Origin of the sequence: Gilliamella sp. CG16 (genome assembly GCF_046635785.1) — a bacterium.
Classification (GTDB): Bacteria; Pseudomonadota; Gammaproteobacteria; order Enterobacterales; family Orbaceae; genus Gilliamella; species Gilliamella apicola_I.
This window is the reverse complement of record NZ_JBIDFL010000016.1, coordinates 25,020-40,671: the sequence shown is the minus strand read 5'-3', so window position 1 is coordinate 40,671 and position 15,652 is coordinate 25,020. Positions and strand designations below refer to the sequence as shown.

The following is a 15,652-nucleotide window of genomic DNA, read 5'->3' as shown; positions in this document are numbered from 1 at the left end:
TATGTTACCTAAACGTAACAGCTTAATTAATAAAACGCGCGTTTTATTAATTAAGCTGTTACGTTTAGGTAACATATTTAATAAAATTATGGTAACATATTTTTATTGATTGATAGTTTAATATTATAATCGATAAATAAATATGTTACCTATTATTGATTTATTTATTTAAACGATTTATATTGTATAAATATGTTACCTATTAGGAGATCTGTATGAACACTGTGAGATATAACGGCGGAACTAGTCCAAGAAAAATTGATTTAAACGAATTGATAAAAAAACTAATTGACGACGTTGAATCTTTGGAACAATCAAATATTCCACAGGGCCAAAAAACGGCAAAATATAAATCACTGGCCACAAAATTCAAAAATGCACTATTTAACGATAAACGGAAATTTAGAGGACGCGGGCTGGATAATAGAATCTCGTTAAAAACGTACAGCAATTATCTATCGAGAACTAGAAAACTATTTGATAAAAAAATTCATCACAATTTTAAAAATGAAATCAATAAATTATCCAAAAAATACACTGAATATTCCGATCTATTTGATAGCTGGCAGCACGCAGAAACGCCAAAAATTAGAATCGAATTATCAGAACTACAAAACAAATTAAAACGAGGAATCATTTTAATTGAAAAATACAAACCAAATTCAAAAAATGCATCACTGATAAAATCGTTTCCTGAGTGGGAGATCTCAATAAAAAATAAAACAATTATTGATGACGTTCACCGTGGGGAATCCCTACTAAATGATCTATCTAAAATAAAAATTAATCACGAAATTATGTATCATCTAGTAATGGACCAAAATGAAAAGGCGGCGATAAAAATAAAATCGGATTCCAGTCTAAAACGCAAAAAACGCAGCACCGTTATTATTGATTATCAGAAATATTTAAACAAAATATATAGTATTTTTTCAGCCCCTGATTACGCGTTTAGTGGTTTACAACGCAAAAAAATTGCTCCTCTCGTGTTTGCGCTGGCAGCAGTGTCGGGTAGACGAACAATTGAAATAATTTTAACAGGACAATTTAAACGGGCTGGTAAAAATTCAGTAATATTTACCGGTCAAGCCAAAAAACGAGTTGAAGACGACTCATTTGAACGAAAAATATACACGCTGATTGACAGTAATTTATTTATAAAAAAATTAAAATTGTTGAGAAAATTACCAATTTTTGACGATGTTAGAGAGGTTGTACAAAAAAATGTAGACGCTGATAGAAAAATTCGTAACGAAAAAATAGTAATAAACTCAATATTTTCAAACCACCTATGTAGTTTTGCTAAGGATTTTTTTAATGATAACAGAAGGGTTTTTAAAGATGTCAGGGCTATTTATGCTCGAATTGTTTACGAAAAATATTTTAAAACAGACCCTAGATGGGCTAATGTCGATGAAGACGTTTTTTTCGCCGAAATTTTGGGACATGACGACGACGAAACCCAGCTGCATTATAAACAATTTAAATTAGAAAATTTTGATCCTAATTACACGCCTGTTCTGCCCGAAAACGAACGACTAATAGCACTGCAACAGCTCGACGACGATATGCCGAATTTAGCTGGACGAAACGCTGCGGTGAAAATACACGATTGGGTAAAATCACAGATTGAGGCGAACCCTGACGCCAATATAACAACGTATAGTATTAGAAAATCTGTATCGGTAAAACCGACGATAGTTGCCAGGTATCTGGAGCATACCGCGAACGCGCTGGGACTGGTTAAAAATAATGAAACTGGTTGGCTAGAAAAAAAATCTGACGAGCAATCAATAGTAATGGACACTCCGGTCAATTCTGAGGAAATTGCTGACGAAAATATAGATAAAAATAATCAACACAATACAAACGAGATTAATACTGAGGATATTGATAACGACGACGAACAGCCGCAGTTTACAGCTCAGCAGCTGATAAACGGGCAATGGCTGGTTCAATATACGTATAAAAAAATTGCGTACGTTTGGACGGGTGTCGCTGATAATATGGGGGACGCAATAAACAAGGCATGGAATAAAAACAATTAAAATAGGTGGGGGCATGTCCCCACCTATTTATTTTCATTCTGTTCTATCTCTGCCGACAGTTCTGTACAAATTCTATTTAAAACAGAAATATTGAAATCTATCTGGAAAAACGATTGAAAAACAATATAGGCTGAAACAGATAGTGTGAACAGGTAATAAATAATTGAACTATGGACTGATACAGAAAAATAATTAAATATTATAGAATCAATATATTCAAATAACAAACAATAATCTATCAGATAAAAAAACATTGATACAGAATAAAAAATTGCAAAATACAAAAACAAAGTGATCATTCGTTTTCCAATATAATTTTTGTAGTGTTTGTTTTTTACGTGATAAAAATCTAGGTTATAGATTATTCTATACCCTATTAAAAAAAATATAGTTAGAAAAACGAATGCGACGTGTTTTATTTCGGGCGCGTGAGATTCAATGCGCGATAAAAATAGACTAAAAAATACAATAAAAAATATAATAAATAGTTTTGTTTTAGATTTCATGTTGCTGTCCTAATATACTGTTTTAATATTTCAAATTTTTGGATCTGTAGTTATATATTTATTAAAACACGCTGAGCAAACTCCTGTTTTTTGATCATAGTTTATACGAACCCAACTACAGGAATTCCCCAGTCTGTCCACACACGCGTTCTGTTGAGAGCATCCACAATTAACGCATTTTATATTGTTAATTATGTTTATTTTTTTTTCTATATTATTAAAAATTATTGTGACCACGGAATTCTCATCCTATTTTTTAATATATCGAGATCAGCTGGCGTTATATTGCAGAGAAATTCGCTAATATAAATACCAATTAGGGTTGTTGTTAGAGCTGGAATAGGTAAATCCTCGTTAATAAACCAGTCCCGTTCATCGTCTCGTAAAACGTCTACAGCCCAATTAACGTCGATTGGCAAACCGTCTATCGCTGTAGTGACCAACTGGGTCCAGTTATGTTTTACTGCTATAGAGTGATCCTCGATTTTATATTTATTATTATATATAGATTCAGGATCTGGGATCACAAAATTATCTATTTTTAACACGTCCGTTTGTTTTGATTGTACAGATTTGCGCATCAATCGTCGTTTTTCAGTAATTGTTGATATAAAATCCCACGACGTTGGATCAATAAACCACACGTATCCCCTACCCTGTGAACGAGGTAGACGCCGTTTATCAACACGATAGCCCAGTGATTTACAAACTGATTTAAAAACAGTATCAGCTCGTTTAGGTCTATTGCTGGTACCTGAATACCCCCCAAACCTAACTACATTATTAAACATCTGTATGCGTTCAGTACTGATTAGATTGTCCATCGCCCGTTGCATTGACTCGGCAGTAACGTCACCCCGTCCTGTTTCCAAATCAATACCGCAATCGTAAAAATATTGTCTCAATAGTTTTCTGTGTAGAGACGCGTACGTCCGTGACGTCACGTCGACAGCTGGTCGATGAGTCACTGTGTAACTATCAATAACTGGATGAGCAATTTTAAATTTCTCATCGGCCTCAATTTGAGATCGCGCGTTGACAACCATATAATCGGAATTACCGTTATATTTATATTTGTATAAAAATACAAATAACTGTTCGTCGTGGTCAATTGCTGCCGCCTCGTTATGCGTCATATCGCGAATTTCCACTAATTTTATTTTATTTTTACCTCCGGATAACCAAAACTCAACGGAGTCCTCGGTCACGTCCAACCCCAATTCGTTTTCAATATCGTATCTGGTCAACTGTGCGCGTTCCAATTCTGTCAATGTTCGTTTTTGTAGCAATTCATCCCGTAATTTAATATCGGGAGTTTTAGCCTCTAAATAACGCAACAATTCAATTTCAGTTACCCGTTTTTTAGCCTCCTGACGCACTGTTCTACCGCGCGAACGTTTTAATTCGTCTGTAGCCAAATGTTGTACATCGTAGCCGTCGGCGGCTAAAATATGAATCAAATTATTTGCAAAATTTGAGCGAGCGGACGATTCAATCTCCATTATTTTCATTTTTATTTTTGTAAATTGAGTATCAGCCAACCCCAGTGATAAATTTCCGTTCGTTATAGACGCGTCGCAATATTCCTGGTTTATTTCACCTGTATCGAGCATGGCCTGAATAAATCCGGTTTTTATATTTTCAGCAGTTTCGGCTCGCTGCCTGGTTATTTTTTCCAAACCAATCACAAATGATTTTGCCGTTCGGTCACGCCTCAACATTTGTATCGCGTCGGACGGAACAACAACACCACTGAATAGTCCAAAATGTCGCGTAAAATGCTCCACCTCAATTGACACACCTGACGATATAGCAGGACTATAGATCAGCCCATCATATTTTGTAGCAAATTTGTTCGGTGCGTCAGTAAATTCAACAACATCTGCCGACGGCGTTGTATCCTGAGACACGTATAGCCACCGTTTTTTGGGGTAACGCGTTATCAATTCGTTGAGCAACTGATCTGCTCTATTTTTATTGTCAGTAGCAACTAAAAATTTTTCATTATTTTCGGCGGCGTCGAGAATTTCAGTGAAAACCCGATCGCAATCAGTGTAAAATACCTCACGTTTTTTATTTTCGCCATTTTTGTCAACGTACGAAACGTCTACCGGCAATTCGATAACGTGAATTTGTGACCACGTGTCCAATCCTAACTCGTCGCGTTTTTTTATTGCAATTTCACACAATTCGATCAGAGTGTCATTAGCGTCCGCGTCAACCAGAACTGCGTGACGTCGAGACGATGCTATTGCCGTAATGAGCTGGTTAAACACGTCAACAGGGTATTTAACTATTTTACTGGTACAGATAGCCCTCAGCCCCTGGGTAGCCTCGTCGAATCCTAAAAAATCATGATTCCTAATTAGTGATCGCCATCGTGATTTTATAATACTGTTTACACACAAAATTAATTTTTTAATACCCACCGATATATCGTCCAGCCCCTGCTCCTGATAGTTAAAAATATCGGATCGTTCCCGTTGACCGTCCGTCATCATGTCGTACAAACTCGACGTTAAACTAACCCGATGCGCCAATGAAATACCGCTGTCACTATCGCTCATTATCGGTTTCAGTAGATGTTTAGATTTTCCCGATCCCATACCAGCCCTAACAATTACAGGACCAGTTAGCGATTTAATATAATTTAAAATATCGTCATTTATATTAGGTGTATTAAATTTTTTATACGTTATATGATCAGGTCTCAATACGGGATCTGTTATTTTATTACTAAACGACCGAGTAGATTGTGCGCGTATTTGCTCCCGAGCAAATTGTCTACAAACCCTGCTACGAACAGTCCCCTCGTACGTTGATAAAATATTTAAATGCCGTAAATATTTATTAATTAATTCAATTAATTCTCGAGGCGAATAATCTATTGGACATCTGGACATCCCTACGTCTATGCATCTATATAACTGTTTAACAAATTGTTTTCTGTGTTTAACTGATGTCACGGATAATGCGGTGAGTTCATTTTTTAATTGGTCTGTAGAAATTCCTAACCTATTATCGTGTGAAAATAATTGACGATATGTTTCTCGAGCACCTCTCGTTAAAAACAGATCATTAAAATCTGACAATTTTTCATTGTCCGGTAAATCGTTAAATTTAGGATAAATGCATTTTATTTTTGGGTGTTTTTTTAGTATTTCCAGACCGTATCTGATACCAGTATTGCCGTCACCACGTTTCGCTGTTGCGTGGTCGTTATCGAGTGCGACAACAATATCGATCCACGGGTATAATTCAACAATCTGATCTGCAACGTTAATTAAATTGTTAGCGGATATGCTCATAATTGCCGCGTCGAATTTACCGTTAGCTGACAGATAAACAGTTGCAGCTGTCGCGAAACCCTCAGCGATCACAATTTTTTTAGCGTGAGTTAAATTTCCAATCACGTGACACGCGCCAACGTAATCACCAGAATCAACTGCAGCAGTTAATTTTTTACTGCCGTCGCTATAAATTCGTTGCCAGCCCACAATTTTTTTATCGTAAATTCGCGATAGCGGAACCGCCATTATTTTACTGGGCACACGTCCCCAGTAGAATGTTCTAACATCACAATAATTAAAAATATTAGCTATTTGTTTACGTTGCGCGTATTCGAACGAGCCGGACTCTATTTCAGCAGACTCAAATTTATTTAAAAAATTATTAAAATTTTTCAGATTTTCGGCGTGTTTTTTTTGTTCCTCTATTGCCGCTAATTTTTCGATTTTTTCACGTTCCGCGCGGCGTTTTGAAATTTGTTCTGCGGTATTTTTAACAGGTGGGGTCGCGTCCCCACCTGTTATTTTTGATAAATTGTATTCGTTAAATAGAAATTGTAATCCCGACCATGTACCGGCGTCCGACCCTTTTCTAACAAAATTTACGAACGGGTACGCCAGCCCCTCTCGGGTTTTTTCAATACGAGAATATATTTCAACACGACCGCGCAGTTTTTTCTCGATCGATTTTGGTGGGGTTTTGTTGTAGTTGGAGAATTTTTCCTGTGGTCCACGGGTGTCGGATAGACGGATCCTGTCAGCTGCGGCTGACCAGTCGATCCCCGCCTCAGCAGCGAGGATCGATATTTCGTGATATGCTGCATCTAACAATAGGTACGGATCAGCGTTGTATTTCTGCTGATAGAATGAAAGTAAATTCATATACATTTCCTAAAAAAATGTTGCAAAATTCCAGAAAACGTATAAAATGAGAAATTATGTGGGCTCATTTTATACGAGTTCGTAATGATAACCTCGGTCGCCACAACCGAGGTTTTTTATTGTGTAAAATTTATTTTTTTATATAAAATTACATATTTTTCCTATATTTTCGCACAAAAACAGGTGCAACTAGTAGTTGCCACATAATATAACGATGTTTAGTCTGTTAATCAATAGATCATTAGATCTATTTTTTATTTGTTTTAATTGTCGTCGATCGTGCAACTGCTACGATAGGGTGAATAAAACGAATATCAACGTAGTTTTTTATTATTCGTTGATACAGTGAATTTATTGATCCTAAAAAAATTATATCGTCTCGTATTGACAACAGAGTTTTTATTATTGTTTCACCGCTACGTAGTTGTACAACAACGTCCTCACCAGTTTGAGGTGTTGAAAACGGATCGACTATAACAGCCTCACCGTCCAGGATCCTAGGCGACATAGAGTCGTCGTTTACCCGGAGAGCATAAAATCGTCCTGCGGGTTGTACTGGAAAATCGACGAATTCATTAATTTTAGTTAAATCAATTGTATCCCAGTCCCACTCCAACCCTGTTTTGTTACCGCCTATTACAGGTATTTTGGTTGCCCCAAACCGCTCGTCGACACCTGTTAATATCCAGTCTGTGGGTTTGTTTAACGCTCTGGCTAATTTATACGCCAGTTCCAGTTTCGGCATAGAACCCTGAATTTCGATATTTGAAATAGTGCCGGACGACACGTTTATTTTTTCAGCTAAATCCCGAGTAGTATAACCTAATTCCTCTCGGCGATTTTTTAGTCGGTTGCCTCGTTCTGTATAATTCATGATTAAATTTTTTAATTAATAAATAGACAACATCATATCACAATGTTTATTTGACTGAACAATTTTATAGTAGTTGACTATTGATTAGTTGTTTAATAAACTGAACAAAAAATATTTAGTAAACTATTTATGAGAACTGTAGACGTAATTAATTTTTTTAAAAAAAAATCGAAAATTGCTGAGGTGCTAGGTATAGGGCGGTCGGCAATCAGCCAGTGGGGTGATTATGTGCCGGTTGATCGTCAATACGAATTAGAGGTTAAAACCGGTGGGCAACTAAAATCCGACTATTCTGTTCAAAAATTAAATCGAGAAAACAATGAACGAAAACAACAACCCTGATCACAGTTTGATAGCTGAATACGTTAGGCGACGTTTGTTTTGCTCGTTTTACGTATTTTATTCGTGTAATAGCGTCCCGCCAGAAAACGCAGCTAATCTACGTAATCCCAAAAAACGCACTCGACTGAAAAACACAGAACGTCACGTTTCAGCCAGAACAACAGAAACAGGTAAATTTAAATACAGTGCAACATTACTATCAGATATAAATTTCAGCCATTTGCGGTGGTCCAGAGCGGTGAAAAATATCTCAGACGATTGCCACAGAGCGTGGATCTACTACTGCTATGCAGATCGGCTCGATTTTGATTTTCAAATTTTAATTTGCCGTCGCATCTGGTCTGAATTTAATTCCACGCTATTTACACAACAAAAAAAAATTAGAACTACCACGTTGGAATTGTTAAAAAAATTAGTTTTTTTGGCTGTTCAAAACGCTGTATACAAAATAAAAACTGACCGCGATTATTACAGCAGCAAAACACTGGCTAGGTTGGCGAAAAAATCAATCAGCGGGTGGAGCGAAAATTACAATTCTCACTGGAATCAGCTGTTAAAAATTTGTTATAAACTAGACTACGAGGCCCTGATCAATGTTAGCAATCAAAAACGAACACAAAACAATTAGCAACCCCCCGCCCTGTCTGTGTAACGTAATTTTAAAAACCAGTAAAACGTTACCTACGCTGCTACACAAAAACGCTACAAATACGTATCAGTTATACTGTAGTGCGTGCGGTTTTAAAACGCACGAGCACACTAATTGGCAGGCGGTTGTTGCCGATTGGTTTTTATCAAACAGACCAGATCCGCATACAAAATCGTGTTGGGTTTCACGATACAATAGACAAAACGGAACAGCTATATCGTTAGGATGAAAAAATTATGTTTAAAAATTTAATTGCGTACAGATATGACGATTCAAAAACTGATTTCAATAAAATCGCGTCACAAATAAAAAATAGAAATTTTTTATTCAAACCACTAGGAGATCTGGACTCGCATTCAACCGGGTTTGATAGTTTTTTTGATGAGACCTATATTATTGAGGCGGACAATCGAATTCTGCTGAAAATAAAATTTTCGTCGAGAACAGTGTCTGAACAACTCGTTAAAAATTTATTAGCAGAACGGATAAATGAGATTAAACGAGAACAAAAAATTGACACTGTCAGCGACGCTGTTACAGAAATTTACCGTCAAAAAATACGATTGGAGACGTTGAAATACACAGAACCCAACGTGAAAAACGTATTTTTGTTAATTGACAAATATACTAAATTTATTTACGTGGACGCGTCATCCCCCAGTTTGGCTGAGGACTCGCTACACCAATTGCGCAACGTGATTGGCAAATTGGCCTGCCAACACATCAGATCAGCGAGTGCAGGAACGCGGTTATCGTTATTTTTGTGCGACCCCTCAAACGAGGAAATTGGACAAATATCTAAAAATATTCACATTTGTGATTACCCCCTATTAACAGCGCGAAATACAGACAACACCGGCAGCGTGACATTAGACGGTATCAACCGTAGATCCAGTTCGTATATAGAAATGCTGGAGGGGTTATACGTTAAATCGGTCAACATGGCTCTGCGGAACGGTTCAGAAATTTTAGCCACGTTCACACTGCTGATCGGTAACAAAAATATTTTTATATTAAAAAAATTCAAATACGACGTAGACGAAAAAACAGGTATTGACCCAACAACAAAAATAGATTGCGTTGACGACAGTTCGTACTATTACACGTCAAAAATGCTATTAATTGGGCGATATATGTCGTTAATATTGAGCGATTTTGCCGAATTTTTCCATTTAAAAACAGACGAGGAATCATGATCAGATTAGATACACTAAAAACAAACACGTTTTTTGAGATCGACGGCGATCTGCTGGAATTAGTCAATAAAAATTATCTAGACGTTATAGCTGAGGCGTTTGATCACAAAGCAAAAAAATTGATAACACTAGGACTATTTGCGTACGTCACCCCAGTCGAGGTAAAAATCGAAAAAATATCAACTGGGGACACGTTCCCGGTCTGTATACACAACGACGAGGAATATTTTTGGCAAAACGCAGCTGACAATTTAAAACGTGTAGCACCAATATTGGAATCTGCTGCAGAAACACTACGAGATCTGGGTTATACGTATCACGGCGGGACTCAGTGGCGACCACCAGTTAGAAAACGAGAGGACATTTAGATGAGAAATAGAGGATTGCGCGAGTGGGTAAAATCCGCACAAATAATTGAAAAACCAACACACGGGTGGGTTCACTGTCCTGACGCTGAACGGCGAGGGGTTGAGGATATTTTTGAATTAGTCAATATCGATGAACATTGTGACGAAACAGAAAAACCCTGTTTTGTATTTGACTGTGATCAGGAACGTTGGGACGGTATTGACGTCTACGACACAATTCAATACGCGCTGTGCAATTTTTACGACGACGCCGAATCACAAATAACAGATTACGAGGAGTTGAAAAATTTTCTCGAATCGTGGAATAAAAAACAAAATGTCGTGCAATATGTGGCCAATTATACACGAATAATCGTTTTAGATTCGGCGCGATTTGAAAAATTTTTAAACGGGGAGGAACAGTGATTAGCATAAAAACAACCCAATGCCTGGGTGAAATTAAAATCGAACTCACGAAAAATTTAGTTAACGGCGAGGTATTTGTTGCTATAAACGGGCGTTGTTACGACGAGGACAGCGTGGAACAGTTGACTAAAATATACGATTCGATTAGAACGGCGTTGAACGAATTGAACATAAAAAACACAGTGAACAACAACAAAATAAATATTTGATTTTTATTAAATTAATTTTTTTTAAAAAAAAGGTTGCTAAACACGAATTTTTTAGGTACGATTTCAGCATAAATTTGTATTGTGCGAAAAAACCGTCTAGTGCGGTTTTTTTTATGCGCACAAAAAATAAAACCACCGCCTCGGTGGTTTTTTTATGCATGAAAAATGGGCGATCGCAACGTGGTGGAACACGTTACAATCGACTTCCCATGCGAACAGGTTCATGGTTTATCTCAGCCCATCCGCTGTCATGACGGCGGACTGATCATATAGAAAAACGCATGTTCAATCAAATAAAAATAAAAAACGCAACATTAGTGAACGCCGATTCGTTCGCGTACATAAAAACATTGCCAGATAATTGTATCGATTTAATTCTGACAGACCCGCCGTATTACAGAGTGAAAAACGCATCGTGGGATCGTCAGTGGGACAGTGAGACCGAATATCTGGCGTGGTTAGACGATTTTTTTGCCGAGTTCTGGCGTGTATTAAAACCGAACGGTTCTCTATACGTTTTTTGTAGTTCTAGATTAGCAGCAGATACTGAAATATTGCTGCGCCAGCGGTTTAATATTTTAAACCATATCGTCTGGGCAAAACCCAACGGACCGTGGCTGAGACAGAGAAAAACGGATTTACGTTCGTTTTTTCCGTCTACAGAACGCATTTTATTTGCTGAGCATTATGGCGCAGACGGTTCGGCAAAGGGAGCTATCGGCTACGGTCAAAAGTGTCAGGAACTCAAGGCCAAGACGTTTGCGCCGTTAATTGAATATTTTAAACGGGCTCGCGAATCGTTATCGGTATCAGCAGCAGATATTAATCGTGTAACGGGAACACAAATGTGCTCGCACTGGTTTAGTGCGAGTCAATGGCAACTGCCCAATGAGTCTCAATATAAATTGCTGCAAAAATTATTTAGTCAACGAGCCGCAGATTTAAAAAAATCGTCCAATTTAGATAAAAATCACGCCGATTTGGTAGCTGAATACAACTGTTTGGCGAGGGATTATAAATTATTGTCGCTAGAATTCGATGAATTAAAACAGCGATACGAATCACTGCGCCGACCGTTTTCTGTTACCGCGGACGTTCCGTATATAGACGTCTGGACGTATAAACCGGTTCAATACTATCCAGGTAAACATCCGTGTGAAAAACCATCTGCTATGATTCGTGATATTATCAACGCGTCATCACGACCAGGCGATGTCGTCGCCGATTTTTTTATGGGTTCTGGGGTTGTCGTTAAACAATCGCTATTGTTAGATCGTTCGTCAATTGGTGTTGAATTAGACGAACAGAGATTCAATCAAACCGTGTCGGAGATTAATTTATGCTGATGAGCTGGGCGGGTGGGGAACATATAATTAGTAAAAACAATTATTTTTATTTAAATTTTAAACAAATACTATGCAAACTGAATTTTATAGAAAAAATACCATGGAAAAAATATCATCTCAAATCTCGTACGTCTGGAGCATAATTTGTGTTTTTTTGGGTGCAATCGACTGGAATCTAATTGCCGTAATAGTTGGAATAATACTGTCAATAGGAACGTTTCTGACGAACAGATATTATAAACGGCGCGAGGATCGGCGCTCAGAATTAGAAACACGTGCAAAAATTAAATACTACCAGCGATTACAGAAAATTAATGAAGATGAATACGAGACTAAAAAATAAAATTATCGCATTGACCAGTGCTGGCGCTGGCACAATCGCAATAGCTACTGTTTTAATAACAAATTTTGAGGGCGTCAGTTACACACCGTATCGTGACGTGGCTAACGTTCTGACTGTGTGTCACGGGCACACTGGTCCCGATATTGTTGCAGATAAAAAATACACGTCAGACGAATGCGCCGCCCTGCTGGATAACGATCTAAAAAAAACCGCAGTACACGTTGATAAATTATTAACAGTTGATCTGCCTGATACGACACGAGCAGCACTGTATTCGTTTGCGTTTAACGTTGGAGTTGGTGCGTTTGAAAAATCAACATTGTTAAAAAAAATCAACAGCGGTGATACTGTTGGCGCGTGTAACGAATTGAGACGTTGGGTTTATGCAGGTGGTAAAAAATGGCTAGGACTGGTAAACCGTCGAGACGTTGAGGAGCAAATATGCCTATTAGCCGTAAAACAATAACATTTATTATTTTTTTTGGGTTGCTGGCGGGTAATTTTTATCTAATTTTAAAAACAAAAAACCTGCAGATTGATCGTGAAATTGCTCAACGTGAATTAGCAGAACACTATGTTGCACAATTAGAGTATCAGCGAGAATTAACAAAAAATTCGATAAATACAGTTTCAGAAACAAACGATTTATATATGTCGCTAAACTCAGAACTACAACAGGAAAACGACAGGTTGCAACATGATGTACAGAAAATGCTGGAAAATAACGAATGCGCTAATAGCAATATTCCTGATAATATTCGTCGTCGGGTGTTCGCCCAATAAAAAAAATATTGAATACGTATCTCCAATTTACGCACCTCTACCACCAAATATCGTTAAATCAAATCCTGAGCCGGTAATAAACGACAATAATTTTATTAAATGGGGTCACACAATAGTTTTAATTGGTCAGTTGCGAGCATGGGGTATTAGTGAGCGCAATAGAGCCAATGCCTGCGTAAATATTTACCAAAAAACAATTTTAAATAAATAACAAACGAGAGAAACAAATTCCAATAAATTTAAGAGGATAATTTATGCCAGTAAATTTTAAATTAGGCGATAGAGTTGAAATAAAAATTAGTAGCGAAAAAGGTGAAGTAATTGGTCTCGCTCAATATATAGATATGCCACCTCAGTTTTTTATTAATTATAAATCAGCTGATGGTAGAGCTACAAAAGATTGGTTTCAAGCATCAGAATTGAAAAAATTATAAGTGGGAACACGTTCCCACCCCCCTATTAGGTACTTCCGAGGGGGGGAGTCCATTGCGGGGGCTTGCGCCTCCCGAAATTTATATATTTTTGAATTTTTTTTAGGGTTTACAAAATAGTGACAAAGTGACAGAGGTTTTATTTATGTTTTATTTTTCAATAAATTATAATTAAAATTTTTGTCACTGTTATTTTTTAATTTTATTTGCGTGAGACGAAATGAGTGACAAACGCGACAAATTAGTTTCAGCATCAGAATTATCTCGTCAGTCAGGTGTAACAAAACAGACCGTCTCACGAAAAATAAAAAATAGAATCCTGTTACCAGTTGACTACACCGCAGGTGGACGCCCTTTATTTGATCTGGATTCGTCGTTAAAAGTATTGGCTGAACAACAATCATTTGATGACGATAAATCAAATCAGCAATTGCTATTGAACAAAGGTGGACGTCCCAAATCCGTTGTTGTTTCTGATGATGATCAATTAAACACAAATCAACCTAGCGATGACGTGATTCGTTTTAATCGTGCTCGAGCAGACAAGGCCGTTTATCAGGCGCAGCTGGTTCAAATTGAAGTTGCAGAAAAATTAAAACAGGTCGTTTCAGTTGAATCAGTAAAACAACAGGGGTCTAATCTCGGTTCTGTTTTAATTAATTCATTAACAAATTTACCCGATAGGTTATCTGACGAATTAGCAACATTAGATAATTCACGAGAAATACACAAACTATTAACGTCTGAAATTAATGCGATGGTTATTGATATACGAAAACAACTTGGAGATTTGGAGATTGAATAATAGTGGATTCGTTGCATATAGCGAATCATTCATTAATTGAGGGATTCTGCGCAACATTTCAGCCGATTCCTACATTAACGGTTAGTGAATGGGCTGCTAAATATAGAATATTACCGAAATCTGGAAGTAGTTCACCTGGTCCGTGGCGAAATGAAAAAACGCCGTTTTTAGTCGAAATCATGAATGTTTTATCTCCGTCACATCCGTGTCGAGAGGTTGTGTTTGCAAAAGGATCTCAAATCGGCGCGTCAGAAACTGGACTAAACTGGTTAATGTATACAATAGATGTTTCGCCAGGTCCAATGTTAGCAGTTCAACCAACAAATAAAGCGGTTGAACGCTGGAGTAAACAGCGAGTCGGCCCATCATTAAAACAATGCTCAAAATTAGTAAACAAGATTTTTTGGGGCGACGGGAATACAATTTATCAAAAAGAATTTGTTGGTGGAATGCTTATCCTTACTGGTGCTAATAGTCCCGCTGACCTGGCATCTATGCCGATTAAAAACATTTATTTTGATGAAGTTGATCGGTACCCAGCGGAAGCTGGTAACGAGGGCGATCCTATTGGGCTAGCGTTGAGACGCATGTCAACATTTTCACGAGGAAAAGGCTTTTTCACTTCAACGCCCACTGTTCTCGGAGTGTCTAAAATATGGATTTTATACATCGATAGTGATCAACGTAAATTTTATGTTCCGTGCCCACATTGCGGTGAATTTCAGACAATTGAATTTGAACGATTGAGTTGGCCTAAAGGGCAGCCTGAGAAAGTCGCGTTAGCGTGCCTGCATTGCGGTTCGTTAATTTATGAACACAGCAAAACTAAAATGCTGGCAGCAGGTTACTGGAAATCTCACAACCCTGGTCATCACCGTGTCGGGTTTCACCTGTCGTCATTATATTCTCCAGTAGGTTGGTTATCGTGGACCGAAATAGCTCGGATGTTTGAAGAAATTTCTGATGATGTCGAGATGATAAAGGTTTTCACAAACACAGTTTTGGGGCTGCCATACGAAGAAAGCGGAGAACAAATTGCAGCAGAGTATTTGCTTCGTCGTCGCGAAACTTACGAGGCAGATATTCCAGACGGTGTTTATTATCTAACATTGGCTATTGACGTGCAGCAGGACTGGTTAGCGTACGAGATTTGTGGTTGGGGGATTGATGAGGAGTCG

16 protein-coding genes are annotated in these 15,652 nt (G+C 37.6%); 14 read left to right on the top strand and 2 right to left on the bottom strand.

What is annotated here, in order from left to right:
* Nucleotides 1–224: 224 nt before the first annotated feature.
* Nucleotides 225–2,048, top strand: coding sequence for a protelomerase family protein (locus tag ACGH47_RS11220; RefSeq protein ID WP_411623461.1), 1,824 nt, complete (start codon nucleotides 225–227; stop codon nucleotides 2,046–2,048).
* A 730-nt stretch (nucleotides 2,049–2,778) separates the two neighbouring features.
* On the opposite strand, the gene ACGH47_RS11215 is transcribed toward ACGH47_RS11220, so the two are convergent.
* Together ACGH47_RS11215 and ACGH47_RS11210 are read right to left on the bottom strand one after the other, a co-directional pair.
* Nucleotides 2,779–6,723 (bottom strand): plasmid replication protein, CyRepA1 family, encoded by a 3,945-nt coding sequence (locus tag ACGH47_RS11215; RefSeq protein ID WP_411623460.1) that lies wholly within the window; start codon nucleotides 6,721–6,723, stop codon nucleotides 2,779–2,781.
* 247 nt (nucleotides 6,724–6,970) lie between these two features.
* Nucleotides 6,971–7,597 (bottom strand): LexA family protein, encoded by a 627-nt coding sequence (locus ACGH47_RS11210; RefSeq protein ID WP_411623459.1) that lies wholly within the window; start codon nucleotides 7,595–7,597, stop codon nucleotides 6,971–6,973.
* 129 nt (nucleotides 7,598–7,726) lie between these two features.
* Between ACGH47_RS11210 and ACGH47_RS11205 the strand changes: the two genes are divergently transcribed.
* The 13 genes from ACGH47_RS11205 to ACGH47_RS11145 all read left to right on the top strand — a co-directional run.
* Nucleotides 7,727–7,939: a Cro/CI family transcriptional regulator gene (locus ACGH47_RS11205; RefSeq protein ID WP_411623458.1), complete on the top strand. Its 213-nt coding sequence runs from the start codon at nucleotides 7,727–7,729 to the stop codon at nucleotides 7,937–7,939.
* Nucleotides 7,917–8,567, top strand: coding sequence for a bacteriophage antitermination protein Q (locus ACGH47_RS11200; protein WP_411623457.1), 651 nt, complete (start codon nucleotides 7,917–7,919; stop codon nucleotides 8,565–8,567). The genes ACGH47_RS11205 and ACGH47_RS11200 overlap by 23 nt, the downstream gene beginning before the upstream one ends.
* A 257-nt stretch (nucleotides 8,568–8,824) precedes the next feature.
* On the top strand, nucleotides 8,825–9,784 hold the full coding sequence (gene rdgC, locus ACGH47_RS11195; RefSeq protein WP_411623455.1) for a recombination-associated protein RdgC: 960 nt from the start codon (nucleotides 8,825–8,827) through the stop codon (nucleotides 9,782–9,784).
* On the top strand, nucleotides 9,781–10,152 hold the full coding sequence (locus ACGH47_RS11190; protein ID WP_411623454.1) for a hypothetical protein: 372 nt from the start codon (nucleotides 9,781–9,783) through the stop codon (nucleotides 10,150–10,152). Before rdgC ends, ACGH47_RS11190 begins: the two co-directional genes overlap by 4 nt.
* Nucleotides 10,153–10,557 carry a hypothetical protein gene (locus tag ACGH47_RS11185; protein WP_411623453.1) on the top strand — a complete coding sequence of 135 codons (405 nt, stop codon included), beginning with the start codon at nucleotides 10,153–10,155 and terminating at the stop codon, nucleotides 10,555–10,557.
* Nucleotides 10,558–10,879: 322 nt separating this feature from the next.
* Nucleotides 10,880–11,020 (top strand): hypothetical protein, encoded by a 141-nt coding sequence (locus ACGH47_RS11180; RefSeq protein ID WP_411623452.1) that lies wholly within the window; start codon nucleotides 10,880–10,882, stop codon nucleotides 11,018–11,020.
* A 27-nt stretch (nucleotides 11,021–11,047) separates the two neighbouring features.
* Nucleotides 11,048–12,112 (top strand): DNA-methyltransferase, encoded by a 1,065-nt coding sequence (locus tag ACGH47_RS11175; RefSeq protein ID WP_411623451.1) that lies wholly within the window; start codon nucleotides 11,048–11,050, stop codon nucleotides 12,110–12,112.
* A 70-nt stretch (nucleotides 12,113–12,182) separates the two neighbouring features.
* Nucleotides 12,183–12,455: a phage holin gene (locus ACGH47_RS11170; RefSeq protein WP_411623450.1), complete on the top strand. Its 273-nt coding sequence runs from the start codon at nucleotides 12,183–12,185 to the stop codon at nucleotides 12,453–12,455.
* Entirely contained in the window at nucleotides 12,427–12,921 is a 495-nt protein-coding gene (locus ACGH47_RS11165) for a lysozyme (RefSeq protein ID WP_411623449.1), read from the top strand. The genes ACGH47_RS11170 and ACGH47_RS11165 overlap by 29 nt, the downstream gene beginning before the upstream one ends.
* Nucleotides 12,897–13,238, top strand: coding sequence for a hypothetical protein (locus ACGH47_RS11160; RefSeq protein ID WP_411623448.1), 342 nt, complete (start codon nucleotides 12,897–12,899; stop codon nucleotides 13,236–13,238). Before ACGH47_RS11165 ends, ACGH47_RS11160 begins: the two co-directional genes overlap by 25 nt.
* A 254-nt stretch (nucleotides 13,239–13,492) precedes the next feature.
* The gene (locus tag ACGH47_RS11155) at nucleotides 13,493–13,672 is read left to right on the top strand and encodes a hypothetical protein (protein WP_411623447.1); all 180 of its coding nucleotides are present in this window, start codon (nucleotides 13,493–13,495) and stop codon (nucleotides 13,670–13,672) included.
* A gap of 217 nt (nucleotides 13,673–13,889) precedes the next feature.
* Nucleotides 13,890–14,474: a hypothetical protein gene (locus ACGH47_RS11150; protein WP_411623446.1), complete on the top strand. Its 585-nt coding sequence runs from the start codon at nucleotides 13,890–13,892 to the stop codon at nucleotides 14,472–14,474.
* An 11-nt stretch (nucleotides 14,475–14,485) separates the two neighbouring features.
* A partial coding sequence (locus ACGH47_RS11145; RefSeq protein ID WP_411623445.1) for a terminase gpA endonuclease subunit occupies nucleotides 14,486–15,652 on the top strand: 1,167 nt, incomplete at its 3' end.

Bases quoted from the DNA above. Each gene is read 5' to 3' on its own strand.
- ACGH47_RS11210 (WP_411623459.1), bottom strand. From the start codon at position 7,597: ATGAATTATACAGAACGAGGCAACCGACTAAAAAATCGCCGAGAGGAA.
- ACGH47_RS11160 (WP_411623448.1), top strand. From the start codon at position 12,897: ATGCCTATTAGCCGTAAAACAATAACATTTATTATTTTTTTTGGGTTG.
- ACGH47_RS11155 (WP_411623447.1), top strand. From the start codon at position 13,493: ATGCCAGTAAATTTTAAATTAGGCGATAGAGTTGAAATAAAAATTAGT.
- ACGH47_RS11185 (WP_411623453.1), top strand. From the start codon at position 10,153: ATGAGAAATAGAGGATTGCGCGAGTGGGTAAAATCCGCACAAATAATT.
- ACGH47_RS11175 (WP_411623451.1), top strand. From the start codon at position 11,048: ATGTTCAATCAAATAAAAATAAAAAACGCAACATTAGTGAACGCCGAT.
- ACGH47_RS11180 (WP_411623452.1), top strand. From the start codon at position 10,880: ATGCGCACAAAAAATAAAACCACCGCCTCGGTGGTTTTTTTATGCATG.
- ACGH47_RS11170 (WP_411623450.1), top strand. From the start codon at position 12,183: ATGCAAACTGAATTTTATAGAAAAAATACCATGGAAAAAATATCATCT.
- ACGH47_RS11150 (WP_411623446.1), top strand. From the start codon at position 13,890: ATGAGTGACAAACGCGACAAATTAGTTTCAGCATCAGAATTATCTCGT.
- ACGH47_RS11205 (WP_411623458.1), top strand. From the start codon at position 7,727: ATGAGAACTGTAGACGTAATTAATTTTTTTAAAAAAAAATCGAAAATT.
- ACGH47_RS11165 (WP_411623449.1), top strand. From the start codon at position 12,427: ATGAAGATGAATACGAGACTAAAAAATAAAATTATCGCATTGACCAGT.
- ACGH47_RS11200 (WP_411623457.1), top strand. From the start codon at position 7,917: ATGAACGAAAACAACAACCCTGATCACAGTTTGATAGCTGAATACGTT.
- rdgC (WP_411623455.1), top strand. From the start codon at position 8,825: ATGTTTAAAAATTTAATTGCGTACAGATATGACGATTCAAAAACTGAT.
- ACGH47_RS11215 (WP_411623460.1), bottom strand. From the start codon at position 6,723: ATGAATTTACTTTCATTCTATCAGCAGAAATACAACGCTGATCCGTAC.
- ACGH47_RS11190 (WP_411623454.1), top strand. From the start codon at position 9,781: ATGATCAGATTAGATACACTAAAAACAAACACGTTTTTTGAGATCGAC.